Source organism: Williamsia sp. M5A3_1d, from assembly GCF_053345315.1.
The window spans coordinates 1,006,895-1,028,569 of record NZ_JBKEZX010000002.1 but is presented as its reverse complement, the minus strand read 5'-3'; the positions used below and the strand labels follow the sequence as shown (position 1 = coordinate 1,028,569).

The 21,675-nt window shown below is 68.5% G+C and carries 22 protein-coding genes; 18 read left to right on the top strand and 4 right to left on the bottom strand.

The window, feature by feature from the left end:
* The first annotated feature begins 315 nt into the window (after nt 1-315).
* The 12 genes from ACLBW1_RS12475 (at nt 316) to ACLBW1_RS12420 (ending at nt 12,812) form a co-directional block, all read left to right on the top strand.
* Nucleotides 316-1,023 carry an aquaporin gene (locus ACLBW1_RS12475; protein WP_447812131.1) on the top strand — a complete coding sequence of 236 codons (708 nt, stop codon included), beginning with the start codon at nt 316-318 and terminating at the stop codon, nt 1,021-1,023.
* Nucleotides 1,024-1,064: 41 nt separating this feature from the next.
* Nucleotides 1,065-1,316 (top strand): DUF1049 domain-containing protein, encoded by a 252-nt coding sequence (locus tag ACLBW1_RS12470; protein WP_447812130.1) that lies wholly within the window; start codon nt 1,065-1,067, stop codon nt 1,314-1,316.
* 4 nt (nt 1,317-1,320) lie between these two features.
* The gene (locus ACLBW1_RS12465; protein WP_447812129.1) at nt 1,321-2,151 is read left to right on the top strand and encodes a hypothetical protein; all 831 of its coding nucleotides are present in this window, start codon (nt 1,321-1,323) and stop codon (nt 2,149-2,151) included.
* An 87-nt stretch (nt 2,152-2,238) separates the two neighbouring features.
* On the top strand, nt 2,239-3,312 hold the full coding sequence (locus ACLBW1_RS12460) for an SDR family oxidoreductase (RefSeq protein WP_447812128.1): 1,074 nt from the start codon (nt 2,239-2,241) through the stop codon (nt 3,310-3,312).
* A 110-nt stretch (nt 3,313-3,422) separates the two neighbouring features.
* Nucleotides 3,423-4,577, top strand: coding sequence for a zinc-binding dehydrogenase (locus ACLBW1_RS12455; protein WP_447812127.1), 1,155 nt, complete (start codon nt 3,423-3,425; stop codon nt 4,575-4,577).
* A complete protein-coding gene (locus tag ACLBW1_RS12450) occupies nt 4,574-5,422 on the top strand; it encodes an alpha/beta fold hydrolase (RefSeq protein WP_447812126.1) in 849 nt (282 codons plus the stop codon). The genes ACLBW1_RS12455 and ACLBW1_RS12450 overlap by 4 nt, the downstream gene beginning before the upstream one ends.
* A gap of 96 nt (nt 5,423-5,518) precedes the next feature.
* On the top strand, nt 5,519-8,122 hold the full coding sequence (locus ACLBW1_RS12445) for an alpha/beta fold hydrolase (protein WP_447812125.1): 2,604 nt from the start codon (nt 5,519-5,521) through the stop codon (nt 8,120-8,122).
* Nucleotides 8,119-9,072, top strand: coding sequence for an ABC transporter permease (locus ACLBW1_RS12440; protein WP_447812124.1), 954 nt, complete (start codon nt 8,119-8,121; stop codon nt 9,070-9,072). The genes ACLBW1_RS12445 and ACLBW1_RS12440 overlap by 4 nt, the downstream gene beginning before the upstream one ends.
* A 154-nt stretch (nt 9,073-9,226) precedes the next feature.
* On the top strand, nt 9,227-10,090 hold the full coding sequence (locus ACLBW1_RS12435) for a hypothetical protein (protein ID WP_447812123.1): 864 nt from the start codon (nt 9,227-9,229) through the stop codon (nt 10,088-10,090).
* A 130-nt stretch (nt 10,091-10,220) separates the two neighbouring features.
* Nucleotides 10,221-10,799 (top strand): TetR/AcrR family transcriptional regulator, encoded by a 579-nt coding sequence (locus ACLBW1_RS12430; RefSeq protein WP_447812122.1) that lies wholly within the window; start codon nt 10,221-10,223, stop codon nt 10,797-10,799.
* Between the two features lie 2 nt (nt 10,800-10,801).
* Complete coding sequence (locus ACLBW1_RS12425; RefSeq protein ID WP_447812121.1) at nt 10,802-11,974, top strand: NADH:flavin oxidoreductase; 1,173 nt, start codon at nt 10,802-10,804, stop codon at nt 11,972-11,974.
* A 16-nt stretch (nt 11,975-11,990) separates the two neighbouring features.
* On the top strand, nt 11,991-12,812 hold the full coding sequence (locus tag ACLBW1_RS12420) for an SDR family NAD(P)-dependent oxidoreductase (protein WP_447812120.1): 822 nt from the start codon (nt 11,991-11,993) through the stop codon (nt 12,810-12,812).
* Here ACLBW1_RS12420 and ACLBW1_RS12415 read toward each other — a convergent pair.
* Nucleotides 12,800-13,651 (bottom strand): 3-hydroxybutyryl-CoA dehydrogenase, encoded by an 852-nt coding sequence (locus tag ACLBW1_RS12415; RefSeq protein WP_447812119.1) that lies wholly within the window; start codon nt 13,649-13,651, stop codon nt 12,800-12,802. The genes ACLBW1_RS12420 and ACLBW1_RS12415 overlap by 13 nt on opposite strands.
* Before the next feature lie 216 nt (nt 13,652-13,867).
* Between ACLBW1_RS12415 and arr the strand changes: the two genes are divergently transcribed.
* The 3 genes from arr (at nt 13,868) to ACLBW1_RS12400 (ending at nt 15,308) form a co-directional block, all read left to right on the top strand.
* Nucleotides 13,868-14,293, top strand: coding sequence for an NAD(+)--rifampin ADP-ribosyltransferase (arr, locus tag ACLBW1_RS12410; RefSeq protein WP_447812118.1), 426 nt, complete (start codon nt 13,868-13,870; stop codon nt 14,291-14,293).
* A 55-nt stretch (nt 14,294-14,348) separates the two neighbouring features.
* The gene (locus tag ACLBW1_RS12405) at nt 14,349-14,552 is read left to right on the top strand and encodes a hypothetical protein (protein ID WP_447812117.1); all 204 of its coding nucleotides are present in this window, start codon (nt 14,349-14,351) and stop codon (nt 14,550-14,552) included.
* Between the two features lie 63 nt (nt 14,553-14,615).
* Nucleotides 14,616-15,308: a GNAT family N-acetyltransferase gene (locus tag ACLBW1_RS12400; RefSeq protein ID WP_447812116.1), complete on the top strand. Its 693-nt coding sequence runs from the start codon at nt 14,616-14,618 to the stop codon at nt 15,306-15,308.
* Here ACLBW1_RS12400 and ACLBW1_RS12395 read toward each other — a convergent pair.
* The gene (locus tag ACLBW1_RS12395; RefSeq protein WP_447812115.1) at nt 15,273-15,482 is read right to left on the bottom strand and encodes a hypothetical protein; all 210 of its coding nucleotides are present in this window, start codon (nt 15,480-15,482) and stop codon (nt 15,273-15,275) included. The genes ACLBW1_RS12400 and ACLBW1_RS12395 overlap by 36 nt on opposite strands.
* 182 nt (nt 15,483-15,664) lie before the next feature.
* Here ACLBW1_RS12395 and ACLBW1_RS12390 point away from each other — a divergent pair, with 182 nt between their 5' ends.
* Complete coding sequence (locus tag ACLBW1_RS12390) at nt 15,665-16,246, top strand: LGFP repeat-containing protein (protein WP_447812114.1); 582 nt, start codon at nt 15,665-15,667, stop codon at nt 16,244-16,246.
* Nucleotides 16,247-16,248: 2 nt separating this feature from the next.
* On the opposite strand, the gene ACLBW1_RS12385 is transcribed toward ACLBW1_RS12390, so the two are convergent.
* The gene (locus tag ACLBW1_RS12385; protein ID WP_447812113.1) at nt 16,249-18,573 is read right to left on the bottom strand and encodes a transketolase-like TK C-terminal-containing protein; all 2,325 of its coding nucleotides are present in this window, start codon (nt 18,571-18,573) and stop codon (nt 16,249-16,251) included.
* 131 nt (nt 18,574-18,704) lie between these two features.
* Here ACLBW1_RS12385 and ACLBW1_RS12380 point away from each other — a divergent pair, with 131 nt between their 5' ends.
* Together ACLBW1_RS12380 and ACLBW1_RS12375 are read left to right on the top strand one after the other, a co-directional pair.
* The gene (locus tag ACLBW1_RS12380; protein WP_447812112.1) at nt 18,705-19,190 is read left to right on the top strand and encodes an Lrp/AsnC family transcriptional regulator; all 486 of its coding nucleotides are present in this window, start codon (nt 18,705-18,707) and stop codon (nt 19,188-19,190) included.
* Nucleotides 19,191-19,284: 94 nt separating this feature from the next.
* Nucleotides 19,285-20,766, top strand: coding sequence for an MFS transporter (locus ACLBW1_RS12375; protein ID WP_447812111.1), 1,482 nt, complete (start codon nt 19,285-19,287; stop codon nt 20,764-20,766).
* A 16-nt stretch (nt 20,767-20,782) separates the two neighbouring features.
* Here the strand turns inward: ACLBW1_RS12375 and ACLBW1_RS12370 are convergent, their stop codons facing one another.
* Complete coding sequence (locus tag ACLBW1_RS12370) at nt 20,783-21,619, bottom strand: LysR family transcriptional regulator (protein ID WP_447812110.1); 837 nt, start codon at nt 21,617-21,619, stop codon at nt 20,783-20,785.
* Nucleotides 21,620-21,675 lie beyond the last annotated feature (56 nt).

Genomic DNA, 21,675 nt, shown 5'->3' with positions numbered 1-21,675 from the left:
CTCCCCGTCGCCCGGTCCCCGCCGCGGCGCGACCCGGGCGACACCGCGGCCACACCGGCCGCACATCTCGGGCGTGCGCACGGCGCCGCCGACTCGGACGGACCACTCGGCTCCGTCTCTCGACTCTCTGCACGACCATTCCGGCCGCAGCCCACGGGTACCGGCCGGATGATTTGTGCGCAAAACATCCATGGAGGCATCGATGAGTGAACGCAGGAGCGTCGCCAGCCGCCTGTTCGAAGGCCTGGGTCGCGTGACGTGGGGATACGGAAAGAAGAAGTGGCGCAACCGCCGCGAGAACAAGGCGAAGCAGAAATGAGCGAGGTGTCGACGGCCCGCGCCGCGGCTGCCGAGGGTATCGGGACCGGCCTGCTCGTCATCGGTGGTGTGGGCACCGCCGTCCTCGCCGGTGACACCGTCGGAACCGTGGGAATCGCACTCGCTTTCGGGCTCACGCTGCTCGCGCTGGTGTTCGCGATCGGCCCCATCTCGGGCTGCCACGTGAACCCCGCGGTCACGCTGGGCGTGCTGATCAGCAAGGGCATCGAGCCGGCGCGCGCCGCAGCCTATGTCGTGGCGCAGGTGATCGGTGCCATCGTCGGCGCCGCACTGGTGCTCGTGGTCGCGGCCGGTCGGCCGGGCTACAGCATCGATGCAGACGGACTGGGCACCAACGGGTTCGGATCGGCGTCGACGGGGGGCTACGGGCTCCTGCCCGTGGCGATCATCGAGGTCGTCGCGACCGCGATCCTGGTGTTCGTCGTGCTCTCGGCGACCTCTCGGACCGCCACCGCACCGCACGCGGCGGGCGTCCCGATCGGTCTGACCCTGACCGTCCTGCACCTCATCGCCATCGGGATCGACTCCACGTCGGTCAACCCGGCGCGGTCGATCGGCCCCGCCGTGCTCACCGGAGATCTGGCGCTGTCACAGCTCTGGGTGTTCATCGTCTTCCCGCTCGTCGGTGCAGTGATCGCGGCGGCGGTACACCGCCTCCTCGTCACGCCGGCTCGCGCCGCCTGACCCTCCACACCAACAGCTCGTCCCTCCCGAAAGGAACCACCATGAACACCTCCACTCCCGCACAGCGTTCCGGCACCAGCGCGTTCACGAAGATCTCGTTGGTCGTGGCGTTGATCCTCATCATCGCCCTCGTCGTGTTCGTGCTGCAGAACACCGTCCACACCACCATCAAGTTCATCAGCTTCGACTTCGATCTCGGCGTGGGTGTCGCCCTCCTGGGTGCCGCCGTCGTCGGCGCCGTCATCGCCCTCATCGTGAGCGCAGCGGTGCGGGTTCGTCGCGCGGTCAAGTGATCTCGTGAAGGACCTCACCGACACCGAGGTCGCCGGGATCCTACACCGGGCGACCGGCATGATCTCGCCCGTGCTCGACGTGCTCGAGCACAGCCACCCGTTCGGTGACGGTTCCGACCGTGACGCGGAGTCCGGCGAGACAGACGTCGACACCGGCGCGGTCGACACCGCCGGGGAGGCCGAGGACGACGAGGGGTCGTTCTCGGACAGGGCGATCGGGAAGGTCGCCGACTCCCTGGCCTGGGTCACCAACGCCGCGGCGGCACCGGGCTCACCGAAGTGGGAGTCGCTCGACACCGACGAACGCACCGACTGGTGGGTCGACAGGGTCGGTTCGCTGACCGCGGTCCTGGTGGCCTATCCCGGCGTGTTCGGGGCGGCCGCCGACCGTCTGCCGATCCAGGACGTCCTCGGATTCACCCAGCAGGCGTTCGTCCTGTGCGCGGTGGCCCGTGTCCACGGCGTCACCGACCGCTTGCGACAGACCGATCTGCTCGCGGCGGTGTTGTGCGGCCGCACGATCACCTCGGCCACCCTGCTCGAGGCGTCCACGGCCGACGCCGACATCGAGCCGCTCGCCGTCGACGAGGACGGCCGGTCGATGACGCGGTCGGCACGCGCGGTCGTGAAGCGGATCTGGTCGACCGCGCAGCTCCTGCGCAAGGTCGCCGGCGAGGCGAAACGGCGTCCCCGCCCGTCGCGCGTGTGGCGCACGCTCAGCGCGGTGCCCGTGGTGGGCGCCGCCGCCGATTACGTGGGGGAGCGGTCGGCGCTGAAGGAGGCCGTCGGGTCGGGCGTCGAGTGGCTCCGGGCCGACAAGCCCACTGTCTCCTGAACTCTCCGGTGGCCTCCGCTCCGGCGGCTCCGCGCTGGTCATGGTCGTGATGGAACAAACCGACCCGCCGGGCGTGCTGCACTGGACATGAGTGAACACACCCCAGGAGTCGCGCTCGTGGTGGGCGCCACCGGCATCTCCGGTCAGGCCATCAGCCGCCAACTCGTCGACGAGGGCTGGACGACGTACGGACTGTCACGCCACGAGACGCTGCCGGTCGAGGGCGTCACCCCCATTGCGGCGGACCTGCTCGACGTCGACGACCTCACCGACAAGCTCCGCGACGTCCGACCCGAGGTCGTGTTCCTCGTCGCGTGGATGAAGAAGGACACCGAGGCCGAGAACATCGAGGTCAACTCACAGTTGCTGCGCAATGTGTTCACCGCGCTGCAGGGCACGTCGGTCCGGCACGTCGCGCTGATGACCGGACTCAAGCACTACCTCGGCCCGTTCGAGGACTACGGCACCGCGGTGATGGCCGAGACGCCCTTTCACGAGTCCGAGCCGCGCCTCGACAACGAGAACTTCTACTACGCGCAGGAAGACGAGCTGTTCGCCGCCGCCGAACGCATGGGGTTCACCTGGAGCGTGCACCGGGCGCACACCATCTTCGGGTTCGCGGTCGGCAACGCCATGAACATGGCGCTCACGTTGTCGGTGTACGCCACCCTCTGCAAGCAGAACGATCGGCCGTTCGTCTTCCCCGGGTCGAAGACCCAGTGGGATGGACTCACCGACGTGACCGACGTCGGATTACTGGCCGAGCAGATGATCTGGGCGGCAACGCATGACGCCGGGGCGAACGAGCCGTTCAACGTCGCCAACGGAGACGTGTTCCGCTGGCGGTGGCTGTGGCCGCAGATCGCGGCGTTGTTCGACGTGGATCCCGTGGGCTTCGACTCCGAACCCCAGCCCCTCGACGACCGCATGGACTCCGCCGCCGCCGAATGGGCCGAGATCGCGAAGGCCCATGACCTCGTGGAGCCCGATGTCGACCGGCTGGCGTCGTGGTGGCACACCGACAGCGACCTCGGTCGCGACATCGAGTGCCTCACCGACATGACGAAGAGCCGACAGGCCGGTTTCCTCGGATTTCGTTCGACCCCCGACAGTTTCGCCGATGCGGTGTCGCGCTACCGGGAGGCGCGCATCATCCCGTGACCCCCGGCCGGGTGCTCGAACGGGTCTGATCCCTTGGGAAGTCCCCACGCGTGGCGCATGATGACTTCGGTCCGCGTCGCCGATCGGCGCCCGGCGAAGGAGTGGCGTACGTGAGAGCAGTCAGCAGCGTGAACGGGACGTTGAGCGTCGTAGAGATCGACGATCCCAGACCCGCCGCCGGTCAATTGCTGCTCGCGGTGACGCGATGCGGCATCTGTGGTTCGGATCTGCATGCCAAGGATCACGCAGACGAACTCGAGGACGTGATGCGTGAGGGTGGTTACGACGACTTCATGCGCAACGACACCCCGGTGGTCATGGGACACGAGTTCTGCGGCGAGGTCCTCGAGACGGGCAAGGGCCTCGGTGGGAAGTTCTCGGCGGGCGACCTCGTGGTCTCCTTCCCGATGCTGCGGACGGCGGGCGCCGTGCACATGACCGGCCTGTCGCCCCTGGCCCCGGGCGGTTACGCGGAGCGGACCCTGGCCGAGGCCTCGATGAGTTTCGTGGTCCCCAACGGCCTCTCGCCCGACATCGCAGCGCTCACCGAGCCCATGACCGTGGCGCTACACGCCGTGCGCCGTGCCGACATCGCGAAGAAGGACACCGCGATCGTGATCGGTTGCGGGCCGGTCGGTCTCGCCGTCATCTGTCTGCTCAAGGCCCAGGGGGTCGGGACCGTCGTGGCCAGCGACCTCTCGGAGGGGCGACGGGCGTTGGCCACCCGCTGCGGTGCCGACATCGTGGTCGATCCTGCCGTCGACTCGCCCTACGAGACCCCCGCGACGAGCTCGGCGCTCACCGAGTTGCCCGCGCTCTTCGAGCTCGCGGTGGGATCGATGGAGAAGCTCCGCCGAATCCCCGGCTGGGCGCACCTCTACCGAGCCGCCGACAGGCTCGGTGCCGCCGCGCCGAAACGTCCGGTGATCTTCGAGTGCGTCGGTGTCCCGGGCATGATCGACGGCGTCATCGCCGCTGCGCCCATCCACTCCCGGGTCGTCGTGGTCGGGGTGTGCATGGGAGGCGACCGGATCCGCCCGGCCATGGCCATCGGCAAGGAGATCGACCTCCGGTTCGTGTTCGGCTACACCCCCATCGAGTTCCGGGACACGCTGCACATGCTGGCCGACGGCAAGGTCGATGCCTCGCCGCTGCACACCGGGACGGTCGGACTCGACGGTGTGCCCGCCGCGTTCGAGGTGTTGGCCGGCGCCGAGAAACACGCCAAGGTCCTGATTGACCCGAGCAGTTCGGCCGTGCTGTGAGTGCTCCGACGCAGCGCATTGACTCGTTCACACGCGACGGACTGCGCTTCGACGTCTCGGACTCCGGTCCGATCGAGGGCGAGGTGATCGTGCTTCTGCACGGCTTTCCCGAACGGGCGAGCTGCTGGGACTCGGTGGTCGCGCAGCTGAACGACGAGGGATTCCGGACGCTGGCCCCCGATCAGCGCGGGTACTCGCCCGGGGCGCGACCGCGCCGCCGTCGCGACTACGCGTCGGGTGAGTTGGTCGACGACATCGCCGAGCTGATCACGGTCGCAGGGGGTCGAGCCCACGTCGTCGGCCACGACTGGGGCGCTCTCGTCGCCTGGTCGATCGCCGCCGATCGGCCGACGATGGTCGCGACGCTGACCGCATTGTCGGTGCCGCATCCCGCTGCCTTCATCCGCGCCGCGACCCGCACACGTCAGGCCCTCAAGTCCTGGTACATGGTCTTCTTCCAGACGCCGTGGGTGCCGGAGGCCTCCGCGAAGCGACCCGGTGGACGGATGGACCGCTCGCTGCGGGCAGCCGGGATGACCGCGTCGGATGTGGCGCGATTCCGTACCGAGATCGTGGCCTCCGGCGCACTGACCGGGGCGCTGAACTGGTATCGCGCCCTGCCCTTCGCCGACCGCACCCGATTCGGGCGACGCATCACGGTGCCGACGACGATGGTCTGGAGCGACGGCGACGCCTTCATCGACCGTGCCGGGGTGGACGGCTGCGCCGACCTGGTCCGCGCGCCCTACGAACTCGTCGTGCTTGAGGGCGTGAACCATTGGATACCGACACAGGCCGCCGATGCCGCCGCAGCCGCAGTGCTCGCGAGGGTGCGCTCGGTCTGAGAGGGCTCGCCCGGCGACACCCTCGCGGCCTGAGGCCGCCGGCGCGCATCGTGGTGGTCGCGGCCGTCGGCAACCGCCTGCCCACGAAATGCAGGCATGATCGATGGCGACGGCTCACCCGGGTCACGCGGACAGAGGGAGAACAGCATCGGTATCAGCAGGACGGTGCGCGGGGGTCGTCGACTCTGGCTGATCGTGGCCGGAGTCGTGGTCGCCGTGCTGGTCGTGGTGATCGCCGTGATCGCCACGTCCGGTGGCGACGACCGCACGGTGTCGGAACGACCGATGACCATCGCCGGCGTCTCCGAGGGCGCGACACCGGTCTCGCTCGACGCCTCACTGTTCCTGCCCGCGACCCTGCCCGCCCCGGCGGTGATCCTCGCCCACGGCTTCGGCGGCTCAAGGGACGACCTGACCTCGCAGGCGCGCACTCTCGCCGCCCGGGGATACGTGGTGGTGGCCTACTCCGCGCGCGGCTTCGGAGCCTCGGGTGGACTGGTCCATCTCGACAGCCCCGACTACGAGATCGCCGACGCCCGCCGCATCATCGACCGCCTCGCGACCATGCCCGAGGTCGAACGCGACGGACCGAACGATCCCCGGGTCGGCATCGCCGGCGGTTCGTACGGCGGCGGCGTCGCCCTGCTGACCGCCGCCTACGACCGTCGCGTCGACGCCATCGCGGCCGACATCACGTGGAACGACCTGTCGCAGGCCCTCTTCCCGAACGGTGTGTTCAAACGTGCCTGGGCCGGTCAGCTGTTCAGCCAGGCCGCGAGCACCGCCACCGAGGACGGCTGCGGCAAGTTCGCTCCCGACGTCTGCGCGGCCTACCAGGCGTCGGCCACGGCCGGGTCACCCACACCCGCGCTCACCGCACTCATGCGTGCGTCGAGCCCGGCGTCGGTGTTGAGCTGCATCACCGCCCCGACCCTGCTCACCCAGGGCCAGCAGGACTCGCTGTTCCCGATCGACCAGGCGGTGCGCAACGCCACCGGGATCGCGGCCATCGGGACCCCCGTGAAGATGCTGTGGCGGACCGGTGGCCACGACCAGCCCGGCGGCGACATCTCGTCGGCTGTACAGTCGTGGTTCGCGACGGTGTTGCAGGACAAGCAGACTCCGAAGAACGGGTTCTCCGCCGACGTCGCCGACGGCGCCCTGTCGTCGGACACGGGACGGTCGACGGCACGACCGCTGAGTGCGCCGTCGCTGGCCGCCGCGCAGAAGACACGTCAGATGCCGCTGCTCGGCGGTTCCCAACTCGTGAACGCTCCCGCCGGCGGAACCCCGACGGCCATCACCGCGGTGCCGGGGATCGGCAGCCTGCTGGCGACGGCGACATCGGTGACCGGCGGGGTGTCGCTGTCGGCACTGCCCGGCCAGGCCGGTGGTTTCGTCTCCGCACCGTTGTCGACCGACACCCTCGTCGGCGGATCGTCCACCGTGCGGCTGCGCGTGACACCGCAGACCACCACCGACGCAACGCTGTTCGTGTCCCTGGTCGATGTCGACGGCGACGGCAAGCGCACCCAGCCGTCGGGGCTCGTGACCCCGGTGAGGCTGACCGGCCTCACCCCCGGACAACCCACATCGGTGACGGTGAACCTTCCGACGGTGGTGCGCACGGTCGCCGCGGGACATCGCGTCGCGGTGCAGGTATCGACCACCGACCTCGGGTTCGCCCTCCCCACCGACGCCCGGACCTATTCCATCGCACTGGATTCGCCGATGCTGTCGCTCACCACGCTCACCGGTGAGGCACGCTCGGCGCCCTTCCCGTGGGCCTGGCCGATCGCCGGCATCGCCGTGCTGCTCGCCCTCATCGCGGGGATCTCGTTCGCAGGCTGGCGTCGTGGTCGCGCCGAGGGTGCCGACCTGCCTTCCGATGACGTGTCGCCGATCGTCGTCGAAGGTCTCGTCAAGGAGTACGGCGACTCCTATCGTGCGGTCGACGGGGTGTCGTTCAGCGTCGAGAAGGGCCAGGTGGTCGGACTTCTCGGTCCCAACGGCGCGGGCAAGACCACCGTCCTGCGGATGATGGTCGGACTCATCTCGCCCACGGCCGGATCGATCCGCCTGTTCGGTCAGCACAGCGGTCCGGGTTCGGCCGTGTTGGCCCGCGTCGGCGCGTTCATCGAGGGCCCCGGGCTCCTCCCGCACCTGTCGGGTCGGGAGAACCTCGACCTGTACTGGGCGGCGACAGGACGTCCCCGCGAGGAGGCCGATGTCGAGACCGCTCTCGAGATCGCCGGTCTCGGAGCGTCGGTCGACCGCAAGGTCCGCAAGTACAGCCAGGGCATGCGCCAGCGCCTCGCCATCGCGCAGGCGATGCTGGGACTGCCGGAGCTGCTGATCCTCGACGAACCGACCAACGGTCTCGACCCGCCGCAGATCGCCGAGATGCGTGAGGTCATGCGGCGTTACGCCGCCACCGGGCGCACAGTCGTCGTGTCGAGCCATCTGCTGTCGGAGGTGGAACAGACCTGCAGCCACGTCGTGGTCATGCACAAGGGGCGGCTCATCACCGCCGGGTCGGTCGAAGACCTCGCCGGCGCGGCGACCTCCACCCTCGCGGTCGCCGATGTGAGGGCGGCGCAACAAGTCCTGGCCGCAGCGGGTATCGACGCCGACGTCGTCGAATCGCGCCGCCATCTCGAAGAGGCGTTCCTCGACCTCATCGGAGAGGAGTCCTCGTGACCGACCAATCGTCGGACGACGTGTCCGCCACGACGCGGGTCGCCGCCACCCGCAAGGGGGTGCACGACCGTCTCGACTCCATCGGACCGGTCGCGCCGGTCGAGTTCCGCTCGCGCCGCACCCTGGGACTGCGCGTGGAGGCGGTGCGGCAGTTGCGGCGTCGTCGCACGCAGGTGGCCGCGCTGCTGGTGCTGATACTGCCGCCCATCATCGCGATCGCGTTCTCGCTCAGCTCCGATGATCCCTCGACCGCGGGCGGCGACCAGGGTGGACGGCAGACCTCGGCGCTCTACGGACTCGCCACCGCAGGGGGCGCCAACTTCGCCCTGTTCACCGAGTTCGCGGCCGGCTCGTTCCTGCTGACGGTGCTTGTCGCCCTGTTCTGCGGCGACACCGTCGCCGGTGAGGCCGGCTGGGCGTCGTTGCGCTATCTGCTGGTGATCCCGGTGCGGCGCTCACACCTGTTGCGGCAGAAGCTGTTCATCGGACTGGCCTCGAGCGCGATCGTGTTGATCCTGCTGCCGGTGTGGGCGTATGTGATCGGTGGATTGTTCTTCGGATGGGGGCCGGCGCAATCGCCGCTCGGTGGTGACTTCACCGGTTCCGAGACTCTGCAACGGCTCGCGATCGTGGTCGGCTACACGCTGATCCAGTCGATGGTGGTCGCAGGTTTCGCCTTCCTGCTGAGCGTCCTCACCGACGCCCCGCTCGGCGCGGTCGGTGGCGCGACCATGCTGGTGATCCTGTCGAACATCCTCGACTCGATCTCAGCGCTCGACCCCTACCGACAGTTCCTGCCCACGCACTACCAGTTCGCATGGCTGGATGCGCTGGGGCCGAACGTGATCTGGGAGGACATGGCCCGCGGGGTCGGCATCTCGCTGATCTACTCGTCGGTGTTGTTCGGTGCGGCCTGGTGGTGGTTCCACCGCAAGGACATCGTCAGCTGACCCACCCCCGTCCATCGGGCACTTACCCGCGTCGATCGGGCACTTACCCGCGTCGATCGGGCACTTTCGCGCGTCGATTGGGCACTTACCCACGTCGATCGGGCAGTTCGCGACCGGAGTGAACCGATCCTGGGGGCGAGACGTCCAAGCCGACATGACCATCGACAAGCCCTTCCTCATCGCCTCCTCCCAGTTGCCTCCGGCGGTCGTCGCACGCGACTACCGTCGGGTCCATCGCGGTGTCTACATCGACCCCGGGGCGGAGTTGGCTCCGATCGACGCCATCCGCGCGGCCTGGTTGCGCGCGGGTCCGGGTGCTGTCGTGGGTGGGGTGAGCGCCGCGGTGATGTACGGCGTCTCGTTCTATCGGGATGAGGGCCGCCTCGAACTCGTCCGCTGCGCACATGGCCAGGGACGAGAACTCGACCACATCCGCGTCGTACGTACCGATCTCGACCCGCGCGATGTCCTCACACTCGATGGCATGCCGGTCACCTCGCCGATCCGAACCGCCTACGACCTGGGCCGTCGCGCGCCGGCGTGGTCGGCGTTGGGCTACCTGGATGCGCTTGTCGATGCCACCGAGATGGACCTCGGTCAACTGTGGCGGTTCATCGTCGACCATCCGCGGACGCGGGGCGTCCGCCAGATCCGGGGGCTCGTCCCGTGGATCGACCCGAAGGCTGAGTCGTTCGGCGAGAGCTGGATGCGACTCCTCGTGCTGACCGCGGACCTGCCTCGACCGGAGACCCAGGTCGTGATCCGCGACGGGTCCGGTCGAAAGATCGCCCGGTTCGATCACGCGTACCGCGCCGAGAAGATCGCCTTCGAGTTCGACGGTTTCGATCACCACTACTCCGATGAACAGCGAGAGTCCGATGCAGCTCGTGACCGTGCCACAGCGGCGCTGGGTTGGCACACCGAACGTCGCAACAGCGTTCAGCTCAGTGACGACCCCATCGGGTTCGTCACCCGGATCGAACGACTGCGTGACGAGAGGGCCCCTCGGCGACGGTGATCTGCCCGCTCGATCGTGACACCTGCCCGATGGACGGCGCTACCTGCCCGATGGACGGCTTTAAATGCCCGATGGACGGGTTTGTCAATCAGTGATTGAACTGCTGATTGAAACGTGTTCTACTCGGTCGATGGAACAGGTCGAGGTCGACACCCGTGAACGATTGCTGGTGGCCGCGGAATCGCTGCTGCTGCGGTCGGGGTACGACGCGGTGTCGGTGCGCGCGGTCTGCACGGAGGCGGGGATGAACCCCGCCGCGGTGCACTATCACTTCGGATCGAAGGAACGACTCGTCGCCGCGTTGCTCGAGGCGCGTCTCGGACCGGCGTGGCTGGAGCCGGTGTCGCGGATGGACGCCGAGCCGCTGGGGGTGCGGGAGATCGTCGACGGCGTGGTCGCGCCACTGGTCACGATGGCCGACGACCCCGCGGGCAGGCTCTACCTCCATCTGCTGGCCCGGGTGGTGCTGGGCCACCGCGAGATGGCGTGGACCGACCGGTGGTTCAGCCTCGACCCCTTCGTGGACATGCTCCGTCACAACGTGACCGGGCTGTCGGTCGCCGACGCGAGACAACGGTGGGCGCTGGCGTTCGAGTTGATCCTGGGTCAGTTCGGCGATCCCCTCGCCGGCGACCGCGTGCTGTCGGTGCGACAGGTCGAATCGCTGTGCCGGTTCGTGTCCGCGGGTCTGTCCGAAGAGAGCGAGTGACGATGAGTGACATCTTCGAGCCGGCGAAGCTCGGCCCCATCACGCTGCGCAACAGGGTCATCAAGTCGGCGACCTTCGAGGGGCGCACGCCGGACGCGCTGGTCACCGATGACCTCATCGAGTACCACCGCGCGCCCGCCGCCGGTGGCGTCGGGATGACGACGGTCGCGTACTGCGCGGTCGCACCCGGCGGACGCACCGATCGACATCAGATCTGGATGCGACCCGACGCCGTTCCCGGGTTACGCCGCCTCGCCGACGCCGTCCACGCCGAAGGCGCTGCGGTCAGTGCCCAGATAGGTCACGCCGGACCGGTGGCGAACGCGGCGTCGAACCGGTCACCGGCTCTCGCCCCCACCCGGCTGTTCAGTCCGCTGAGCATGAAGATGATGCGGCGCCCCGACGCCGCCGCTCTGCGCGAGGTGGTGCAGGCGCACGCCGACGCCGCCGGCCATGCCGAGCAGGCCGGGTTCGACGCCGTCGAGATCCATTTCGGTCACAACTATCTCGTGAGTTCCTTCTTCAGTCCGCTGCTCAACCGACGCCGCGACGAATACGGAGGGTCGCTGCGCAACCGCGCCCGCCTGGCCCGCGACATCGCGACGGCCGTGCGTGACCGCGTCGGTGATCGACTCGCGGTCACCGCGAAACTCAACATGGACGATGGTGTCGCGCCGGGGTTGCACATCGAGGAGAGCTTGCAGATCGGTCGTTGGCTACAGGACGACGGCGCCCTCGACGCGCTCGAGTTGACCGCCGGCAGTTCGCTTCTCAACCCGATGTACCTCTTCCGCGGCGATGCTCCGCGACGCAGCTTCGCCCGCGCCTTCCCGCCGCCGCTCGGCTGGGGGATGCGGCTGGCCGGCCCGTTCCTGCGCGCCTATCCGTATCGGGAGGCGTTCCTCCTCGACATGGCACGGCAGTTCCGGCACGAACTCACGATGCCCCTGGTCCTGCTCGGTGGCATCACATCGAAGGAGACGATGGATCTCGCCCGCAGTGAGGGTTTCGAGTTCGTCGCGATGGCGCGTGCGCTGCTCCGGCAACCCGACCTCATCAACCGGATCCAGGCGAACGACCGCCCGCGGTCGCTGTGCACACACTGCAACGAGTGCATGCCCACCATCTACAGCCGAACCCACTGCGTCCTCACCCGCGATCGGGTGGCCGGGTGACCACGGCGCAGGCGATGTGACCCCGACGATTTTCATCACCGGAGCCGGTGGGGGACTGGGCGGTGCTGCGGCCACGCTGTTCGGCGAGCGTGGCTGGCGGGTGCTCGCCGCCGATCTGCGGCCACCGCCGGCCGCAGAGGGGATCGTGCCCATCGAGATCGACGTCACCCGAGCTGAATCCGTCGAGACAGCGATGCAGATCGCTCACCGCGAGGCACCCCACGGTCTCGACGCCGTCGTCACCTTCGCCGGTGTGATGCGCGTCGGCTCGGTCGCGGAGATCGAGGAGAGTGAACTCGTCGGTCTTCTCGAGGTGAACCTGCTCGGCACCTACCGTGTGGTGAAAGCCGCACTACCGCAGGTGATCGCGGCACGAGGGCGCGTCATCACCATCAGCTCCGAGACCGGTTGGCAGAGCGCACTGATGCTCAACGGGCCCTACGCGATCACCAAACACGCCGTGGAGGCCTACTCCGACGCCCTGCGCCGCGAACTGATGTTCCTCGGCATCGGGGTCAGCACCATCCGGCCCGGACCCTTCCGCACCGACATGGTCGACGGCATCGGACGAGCATTCGAACACGCCCGCGAGAACTCGACCCATTTCGGCGACCTCATCGGCAGGGTCGGCGATCTCGCGGTGCGCGAGCAGGAACGTGCGCACGATCCGCGGCTACTGGCCGAGGTGGTGTGGCGGGCCGCCACCGCGAAGCGCCCACGAGCGCACTATTCGGTCCGGGCGGACCTTCGACGCAGTGTGCTGCACCATCTCCCTATGCCCGTGGCCGATCGACTCCTGTTGGCGATGTTCCGATCGGCCCGCGCTCAGCGCGAGTAGTCGTAGAAACCCCGACCCGACTTCTTGCCCAGGAACCCGGCGTCGACCATGCGGCGCAGCAGCGGCGGGGCGGCCAGGTGCGGTTCGGCGAACTCGGCGTACAGCGACTCCGAGACGTCGAGGACCACGTCGAGTCCCACGGTGTCACACAGGGTGAGCGGCCCCATCGGGTGCGCACACCCGTTGACCATGCCGGTGTCGATGTCTTCCTTGGTGGCGTATCCGCTCTCGCACATGCGAATTGCCGACAGCAGGTAGGGGATCAGCAGTGCGTTGACGACGAAGCCTCCGCGGTCGCCGGCGGCGATGGTGCGCTTGCCGAGATGGTCACGCGCGTAGGCGGTCACGGTCTCGACGGCGTGCTCGGAGCTCACGAGGCTGGAGATGATCTCGACCAAGGGCATCACGGGGACGGGGTTGAAGAAATGCACTCCCACCACGCGGCTCGCATCGGCGACGTCTTTCGCCACCCGGATGATCGGGATCGACGAGGTGTTGGTGGCGAGGATGGCCTCGGGCGCCGTCGCCTTGTCGAGGTCGGCGAAGAAGCTGATCTTCAGCGACTCGATCTCGGGAAGCGCTTCGATGACCAGCTCCCGGTCGCCCAGGTCGGTGATGGAGGTGGTGGTGCGTAGCCGGCCGAGCGCGGCGCCGGAATCGTCGTCGCTGATCTTGCCGGACTTGACCGCGCGCGCCAGCGACTTCTCGATGCGTGCCGTCGCGGCGTCGGCGGCGGCCTGATCGCGCTCGAGGACGATGACCTCGTCACCTGCGCGTGCGGCGACCTCCGCGATACCGGCGCCCATAGTCCCGCCGCCGACCACTCCCAGCAATGTCATGGCTGTCCTTCGTCCTCATCGAATCGTGCGTCGCGTAGCGCGAACACCGGCAACTGATGATGACAACCTATCGGGCGCCGCGGGACGACGACGCACACGACCGTTGCCTTCAGGATACGGCGGGGAGGGGGTCTTGCGGCAAGACCCCGGTGGCGGTGCACCATCTCCTCTTGCCCGCGTCGCGTCCCGGCGCGGCAGGACGAGGGGAGTTCGCACATGACCCAGGTACCGACACCGTTCGAGGTGCACGAATCCGGGGGCTGGCTGCACGGGACCAAGGCGGATCTCGCGGTGGGCGATCGGCTGGAACCCGGGTACCGGTCCAACTTCCGCGAACGCCCGCTGCGACACGTCTACATGACGAGGACGCTCGACGCCGCGGTGTGGGGCGCGGAGCTGGCCGTCGGCGACGGCCCCGGCCGCATCTATCTCGTGCAGCCGACCGGAGCGGTCGAGGACGACCCGAACGTGACCGACAAGAAGTTCCCCGGCAACCCGACACAGTCATTTCGCACCCTCGACGCCGTGACCGTGGTCGGCGAGCTGACCGATTGGGTGGGCCACCCACCCGAGCAGATCCAAGCCATGCGTGACGGCCTCGCCACCCTGCGGCGCGAGAATCGCGCGGTCATCATCGACTGAGCCACGGAACCAGCCAACTACGACACCAGGTGATGATCCGTACTACGTTCAGACTATGTCCACCGTTGACGCGGATGTGTTGCAGGCGCAGTACTTCATCGCCGAGCTCGAGAGCGCTGCAGACACTCTCGTGCAGCAGATCCAGCACCTCGAAACGCTCGTGGGTGCGAGACATGAGGTCGCCCGGCGACGAGGCGAGTTGTATGACGTGCGCAGGCAGATCGACGCGATGCGACGACGGTTCGTCACGCAGATCTGACCTGGTCATCCCTCAGTCCACCCCGCCACCGCCGAGGGCGCCCGTGGGGAACACTGGTACCTCGTGACGCCCCCCGATCTCTCCGCGCTCGACCTCCCGGTGATGGCGTCGCTGCGCGGGCGGCACGCGCACCTCGCCCGATCACACGGCAGCGCCGCGGGTTTTGCTGCGGGAGTGTGCAGCTTCGTCGCCGTCGACCCCTTCGATCCGCATCGGTGGGACGACCTGGCGACACTGCTCGGACCAGGTGGGTTCGCCGACATGTTCAGTGCCCCGGATCGTCCGCCGGCCGACTGGGAGCAGGTGTTCGGACTCGACGGGCTACAGATGGTGCACGACGGGTCGGAGCCGCCGCCGGATCTCTCGCCGGAATCGATCGTCACCCTCGGACCTGACGACGTGCCCGACATCCTCGACCTGGTGGAACGCACCCGGCCGGGACCCTTCGGACCGCGAACCCCCGAGCTGGGTGTCTACCTCGGGATCCGCGATCGTGGGGCGCTCGTGGCCATGGTCGGCCAACGTCTGCGACCACCCGGCTGGACCGAGATCAGTGCCGTCTGCACAGCACCGCAGGCACGTGGTCGCGGGCTGGCCGCGCGACTGCTCGCCGCGCAGATCCGACTGATCACCGACGCCGGTGATCGTCCGTTTCTTCATGTGGCCGAGACCAATTCGGCGGCGGTCTCGGTCTACGAGCGCCTCGGTTTCCGCACCCGGTCAGCGGTGTCGTTCCGGGGATACCGAGTTCCGTAGCTGCCGCCGTCGAGACGTGCCGGTCACCCACGACAGGATCTCGCCCACCGCGCCGTCGGTGGGCGAGTTCGTACGCCTCGTCGATTCCTTGCCGGTGACCCACGACAGCAGTCCTCCCACGGCGGAATCCACTGCGGAACCGGTTGTCTCGTCGTCCCTGGACTTGTCTGCCATAGCTGCCTCCTCGTAGTTGTGGTTCGGGCTCACGCTAGATCGGCGGGTGCAGGGACAGGTACTGCAGTTCGTCATGGGTTGTGTATGACACCCGTCATGCTCGGCCGCCCGGGTTACTCCGATCAGACCACATGTTCGGGCAACCTCGAGATCATTTAGCGTCCGTATGTAAAGATCCGACAATGAAGATCACACAGCGCATGACAGCCCTGGCCGTGGCGGCGATGGCGACCGTCCTGGTGGGTTCGGCGCAGACCACCGCAATCGCAGGCGCCGACGAGCAGGTCGGCGAGTACAACGTCGGCGGCCGCATCCTCGAGGCGTTCAAGGCGACCGGCGGTGCCGAGAAGTGGGGCAACCCCACGATGGACGAGGCCTTCGCCGACAAGGGCGGACGGTTTCAGCGCTTCGACAAGGGCACGTCGTTCTACTGGAAGGCCAATGTCAGCAACGGGATCGCGCATCCCATCAGCGACCCGATTCGGGCCAAGTGGGGCAGCCTCGGCTTCGAGCGTGGCGCTCTGAAGTTCCCGACCTCCAACGAGATCGATGCCTCGGGCAAGGGCCGCAAGCAGTTGTTCCAGGGCGGCAACCTCTACACGAGCGACAAGTCGGGCCAGCACCCCGTGTGGGGCGGCATCCTCGGCAAGTACGCCGCGGTCGGCGGACCCGGCGGCAAGTTCGGTATGCCGACCAGTGACGAATACCGGCAGGGCCGCAATTTCGCGCAGAACTTCGAAGGCGGTCGCCTCGTCTGGCCCTGACCTCAGGCGGTGACGTCGAGCGCGGCGCGCACGATGCTGTCGGTGTCGATGCCGTGGAGTCGGTAGACGTCGTCGAGTGATCCGACCTGCCCGAAATTGCTGACGCCCAACGACACCGACGCGACGCGGTTGATGCCGGCGAGAAACGCCAGGGTGTGCGGGTGTCCGTCGAGAACGGTCACCATCGGGGTGGCGCGGTCGGCAGGGAACAGCTGATCGAGGATCCACGTCTGCGCCGAGGACTGACCACGACGCGCCTGGAGAGCCTCGAACAGCAGTCCCGCGCTCGTCACGACCACGACGTCGGCGGCGACACCGGCCTGCTCGAGGCGGTCGGCTGCGCTGAGCGCCTCGGGGACCACCGCCCCCATCGCGACCAGGGTGACCGCCGGGTTCGCGCGACGCACCAACGGATATCCGCCGGCGACGACCTGGCGGCGGCGACGTTCGCGTGCCGCGGGATCGTCGGGGACGTCCGCGAGCGACTGATCGACCGGCCGGGTCGACAACCGCAGGTATGCGGACGTGCCGTCCGGGCGGCCCAGGCGCCCCATGCTGGCCAGTAGCGTCCACTCCACGTCGATGCCGAAGGCGGGCTCGTAGGCCACACACCCCGGCTGTTCGAGTCCGATCGACGGTGTCGTGATCGACTGGTGTGCACCACCTTCGGCGGCGAGACTGACCCCCGACGGCGTCCCGACGAGGATCGACTGGCCGCCCGCGTAGATGCCGTACGACCACGGCTCGAGGGCGCGTTCGACGAACGGGTCGTACATGACGCCGATCGGGAACAGCGGCTCACCCCACCGACTCCACGTCGCACCGAGTTCGCCGATGAGGCCCACCAGATTCGTCTCGGCGATACCCAGCTCCATGTGCTGACCGGTCGGCTTCTCACGCCAGTGCATGAGTGTCTCGGGGTCGTCGTCGAACCAGTTGTGGCGCTCGGCCGCAGACCACACGCCGACCTTGTTGACCCAGCCCGCGAGGTTGGTCGTCGAGCTGACGTCGGGACTCACGGTGACCACCCGCCGTGCGATGTCGGGGGCGCTGCGGTTCAGATCGAGCAACACCCGTCCGAGGCCGGCCTGTGTGCTGGAGGTGCCCTTGGGGGTGCGCCCGCTGTCGTTCGGCACCTCGAGTCGGGGTGCCGTCGGGACCGGCTCGCGGCGCAGTCGTTCGGCGGTCGCGGTGCACAGGCGCGCCGCCTCGGTCTCGTCGTCGAATCGTTCCCACGGGTGTGCGGCGTCGCGGCCCTGATCGGCGGCGAACGCGGCGAACTCGTCGACGGTGAGCAGCGACGAGTGGTTCTGCGGGTGGCCCTCGGTGGGCAGTCCGAAGCCCTTGATCGTGTACGCGATGATCGCGGTGGGGCGGGTGTCGTCGATCTGGCGATACGCCCGGATCAACGCCGACATGTCGTGGCCGCCGAGGTTGCGGATCGCCGCGGCCAGCGTCGAATCGTCGAGATCGGCGATCAACTCGGTGATCTCGGCCGCGCCAGCCCCGTCGCCGGGAAGTCGGTCGCGCACCTCGGCGGGCGAACAGCGCAGCAGCCGTTGGTATTCGGCGTTCGGCATACCCAGGATGCGGTCCCGCAACGCGGGGCCGCCCTCGCGCGTGAACAGCGACTCCAGCAGTGCGCCGAAGGTGACGGTGATGACCTGCCAGCCGGCGGCGGTGAACATGGCCTCGAGCCGACCGGCGGCGATCATGGGCACCACGCGGTCGAGCGACTGCCGGTTCAGGTCGATGATCCACACGACCTCACCGAGTTCGGCGACACCGGGGTCGAGGATCGCCTCCCACACCGCGCCTTCGTCGAGCTCGGCGTCACCGACGAGCGAGTACTGCCGCCCGCTGCTGGTCTGGCCGGTGGAGGTCTGCACGTACCGCCGCGCCATCGCGCCCCAGATCGGCGCGGTCGCACCGATTCCCACAGACCCCGTGGAGTAGTCGACGGTGTCGGGATCCTTCGACCGGCTCGGGTACGACTGCAGGCCGCCGAACTCCCGAAGGGTGGTCAGGTACTTCTCCTCGAGATCACCGAGGAGGTAGTTGAGGCTGTGCAGGACCGGCGACGCGTGTGGCTTCACCGAGACCCGGTCGCCGGGCTGCAGCTGGTCGAACCACAGTGCCGTCATGATCGACACCATCGACGCGCACGAGGCCTGATGACCGCCGACCTTCAGACCCGAGGGGTTGGGACGCACCCGGTTGGCGTGATGGATGATCGCCGTCGACAGCCACAACACGCGCTCACCGATCTCGGCGAGGAGCTCGGGTGAGGCCTCGTGGATCGGGTCGGTGTGGCTGGGCGATGACATGGCGTTCTCCTCGGCACGGGCGATCTGTACTCCGAACGGTCCTCCCGGTTGGCCGATTGCGCAACCATCCCGTTGTGGACTGCGCATAATGCACGTACAGGCGACCCAAGACCCTCACAAAGGTGAGCACAATGACCCGTCCCCGCAGTGTCGACGCCACCGACGCCCGACTGTTGCTGGCGCTGAACGAGGAACCGAGGGCCACCACACTCGCTCTCGCCGAACGCGCTCGCCTGTCCCGCAACACCGTGCAGGCGCGACTGGCCAGGCTGGACGAGGGGCACGCGCTGCGGCCGTTCGAGCGGCGCGTCGACCCGGCCGCCCTCGGGTATCCGGTGCGGGCCTTCATCATGACCAACCTCCGCCAACGCGAACTGGACGCCGTCGGGGCCGCGCTCGCGCAGATCCCCGAGGTGGTCGAGGTGCACGGGCTCAGCGGGGTGGCTGATCTGCTGATCCAGGTCGTCGCGCGACATGTCGAGGACCTCTATCGGATCGCCGGCGAGATCCTCGCGATCGACGGGGTGGAGCGCACCACGACCGGACTGGTGATGCGGGAGATGGTCGACTTCCGCGTCGCGCCCCTGCTGGAGGAACTGGCCGGCGACACCTCCTAGGTGCGACAGCACGCGACAGCACGCGACAGTCCCACGACAGCGGCGCTTCCTAACGTCTGGTCTCGACACCGACCTCACACGTCAGGAGACCGCCATGCCCCATTCCTCCGGGCCCGCTTCCCCCGCGCCCACCACCGCACTGCCTGCCTCATCGGCACGTACCTACACCTCACTCGCCGCGGCCGCGATCCCGCTCGCCGCACTCTGCCTCGCGTTCTTCGTCGAGATGGTCGACAACACGCTGTTGTCGATCGCCCTGCCCACCATCGGCCGCGACCTGGGCAGCAGCACCACCGCGCTGCAATGGATCACCGGCGCCTACTCGCTGACCTTCGGCGGACTCCTGCTCACGGCGGGATCGATCGCCGACCGGTTCGGGCGCCGCCGCGTGCTGATGATCGGCCTCGCCGCGTTCGGCACACTGAGCCTGCTCGTCGTCGCGGTCACCAGCACCGGTGAACTCGTGGCGTTGCGAGCCGCACTCGGCGTCGCGGCCGCCGCGATGGCCCCCATCACCAACTCACTCGTGTTCCGGCTGTTCGACGACAAGGCGCTGCGGATGCGCGCCATGACCGTGATGATCGTCGTCGGCATGGCCGGCTTCGTTCTCGGACCGGTGTTGGGCGGCACCGCGCTGGCGCACGTGCGTTGGGAATGGCTCCTGCTCGTCAACGCCCCGATCGCGGTGATCGCGGGCATCGGTGTGTGGCGTGGAGTCGCCCCCGACCACCGCGACGGCCTCACCCGCGATCGCCTCGACCTCCCGGGGGCGGTCCTGAGCATCACCACCATCGGACTCGCCTGCTGGTCGCTCACCAGCGGGGTCGATCACGGCTGGCTGTCGACGCCCACCCTCGCCTCCATTGCCGGCGCCGTCGCCGCAGGGGCGGCCTTCATCGTCCACGAACGCCGCACCGCCGCACCGATGCTCGATCTCACACTGTTCTCCAGCGGCACCGTGCGCGGCGCGGCGATCGCACAGATCGGTACGTCGATCGCCATGGCCGCGGTGATGTTCGGCCTGATCCTGCACTTCCAGTACGCCTACGGGTGGAGCCCGGTGCGGGCCGGCCTGGCGAACCTTCCGATGATCGTCACCATGATCGCGGCGACACCGCTCTCGGAATGGCTCGCAACGCGTTTCGGGCACCGGATCGCCTGCCTCGTCGGCGCCGCGTGCCTCGGTGGGTCACTTGCCGGGCTGTCGTGGGGCGTCGACCACGGCTATGCCGCGATCGCGGCCTGCATGGTCCTCATGACCATCGGACTGCGGACGGTCATGACGATCTGCGCGGTCGCCCTGGTCGATGCGATGCCGGCGAATCGCACCTCCATCGGCACCGCTCTGAACGACACCGCACAGGAGGTCGGCACCAGCGTCGGTACCGCCGTGATCGGCACCCTCATCGCCGTCCTGGTCACCACGCGGCTCCCCGCGGGTGTGTGGAGCGCCGACCTGGTCGGTCAGTTCTTCCACGGCGAACGCATCACCTACGGCATCCTCGCGGTCGTCGTGGGACTCATCGCGGCGATCGGTGCGCTCACCCTCACCGATTCGCGCGCGGTCGAGGACTAGGGCGTTTCGCAACGGTTCACGCCGCGTCGACCGGTGGTCCGGCGAGGGCGCGGCGCAGCAGCCCCACGATCTCTTGCCGGAGGGACGTATCGACGCGGTCGCTGGTGGCGACGAACAGGCTGATGTCGGGGATCGGTGGCAGCCCGCGGACGACCCGCAGACCGTCGTGCGCCGGGCCGATGCGGGGCAGCGGGGTCATCCCGACGCCGGTGCGCGCGGCGCCGACAACCGATGTGAGGTCGACACATTCGGCGGCCACCCGGTGGGGTCGTCGAGCCAGGGAGGCCACCGCCTCGTGACGGACCGCGCACGGGTTGGCGAACAGGACGAGGTCTTCGCTGGGTCGGGTGTCATGGGCGAACCACTGCAGCGGGACCGGCGCGACACGGACGCTGCCGCGGGCGGGGCGGGTGAGCATCAGGGCGACGTCGGCGCGGTCGTCGTCGACCAGATCGCGGACATGAGCGCTACGCGTCAAACGCAGTCGCACCGGTCGCTCCGGGTGCCGGCCACGGACGAGCGACATCACCGACGGGACGAGGAACTCGGCGGCGTGTTCGGTTGCGGCGACGAGGATTCCGTTGTCGCCGTGGGGCGTGAGGGTCCGCACGGCGTCGTCGTGCTGGGCGATGATCTCGCGGGCCCGGACCGCGAGTTCGTCGCCGTCGCTGGTGAGAGCGATCCCTCGGCCCTGCGGGATCACCAGGCGGCAACCGAGTTCGCGCTCGAGCTTGCGGATGTGCCCTGTCACCGCAGCCGGTGACAGGTGCAACGCGTCGGCGGCGCGACGCACACCGGAGAACGCGACCACCGCGGCGAAGCTCCGGAGCGGGGTGATGTCGAGAGTGGTCACGGCCGACAGTATGCGCCGATCGTTCATGATGTGTGAACGGTCTTGAACGCGTCGGG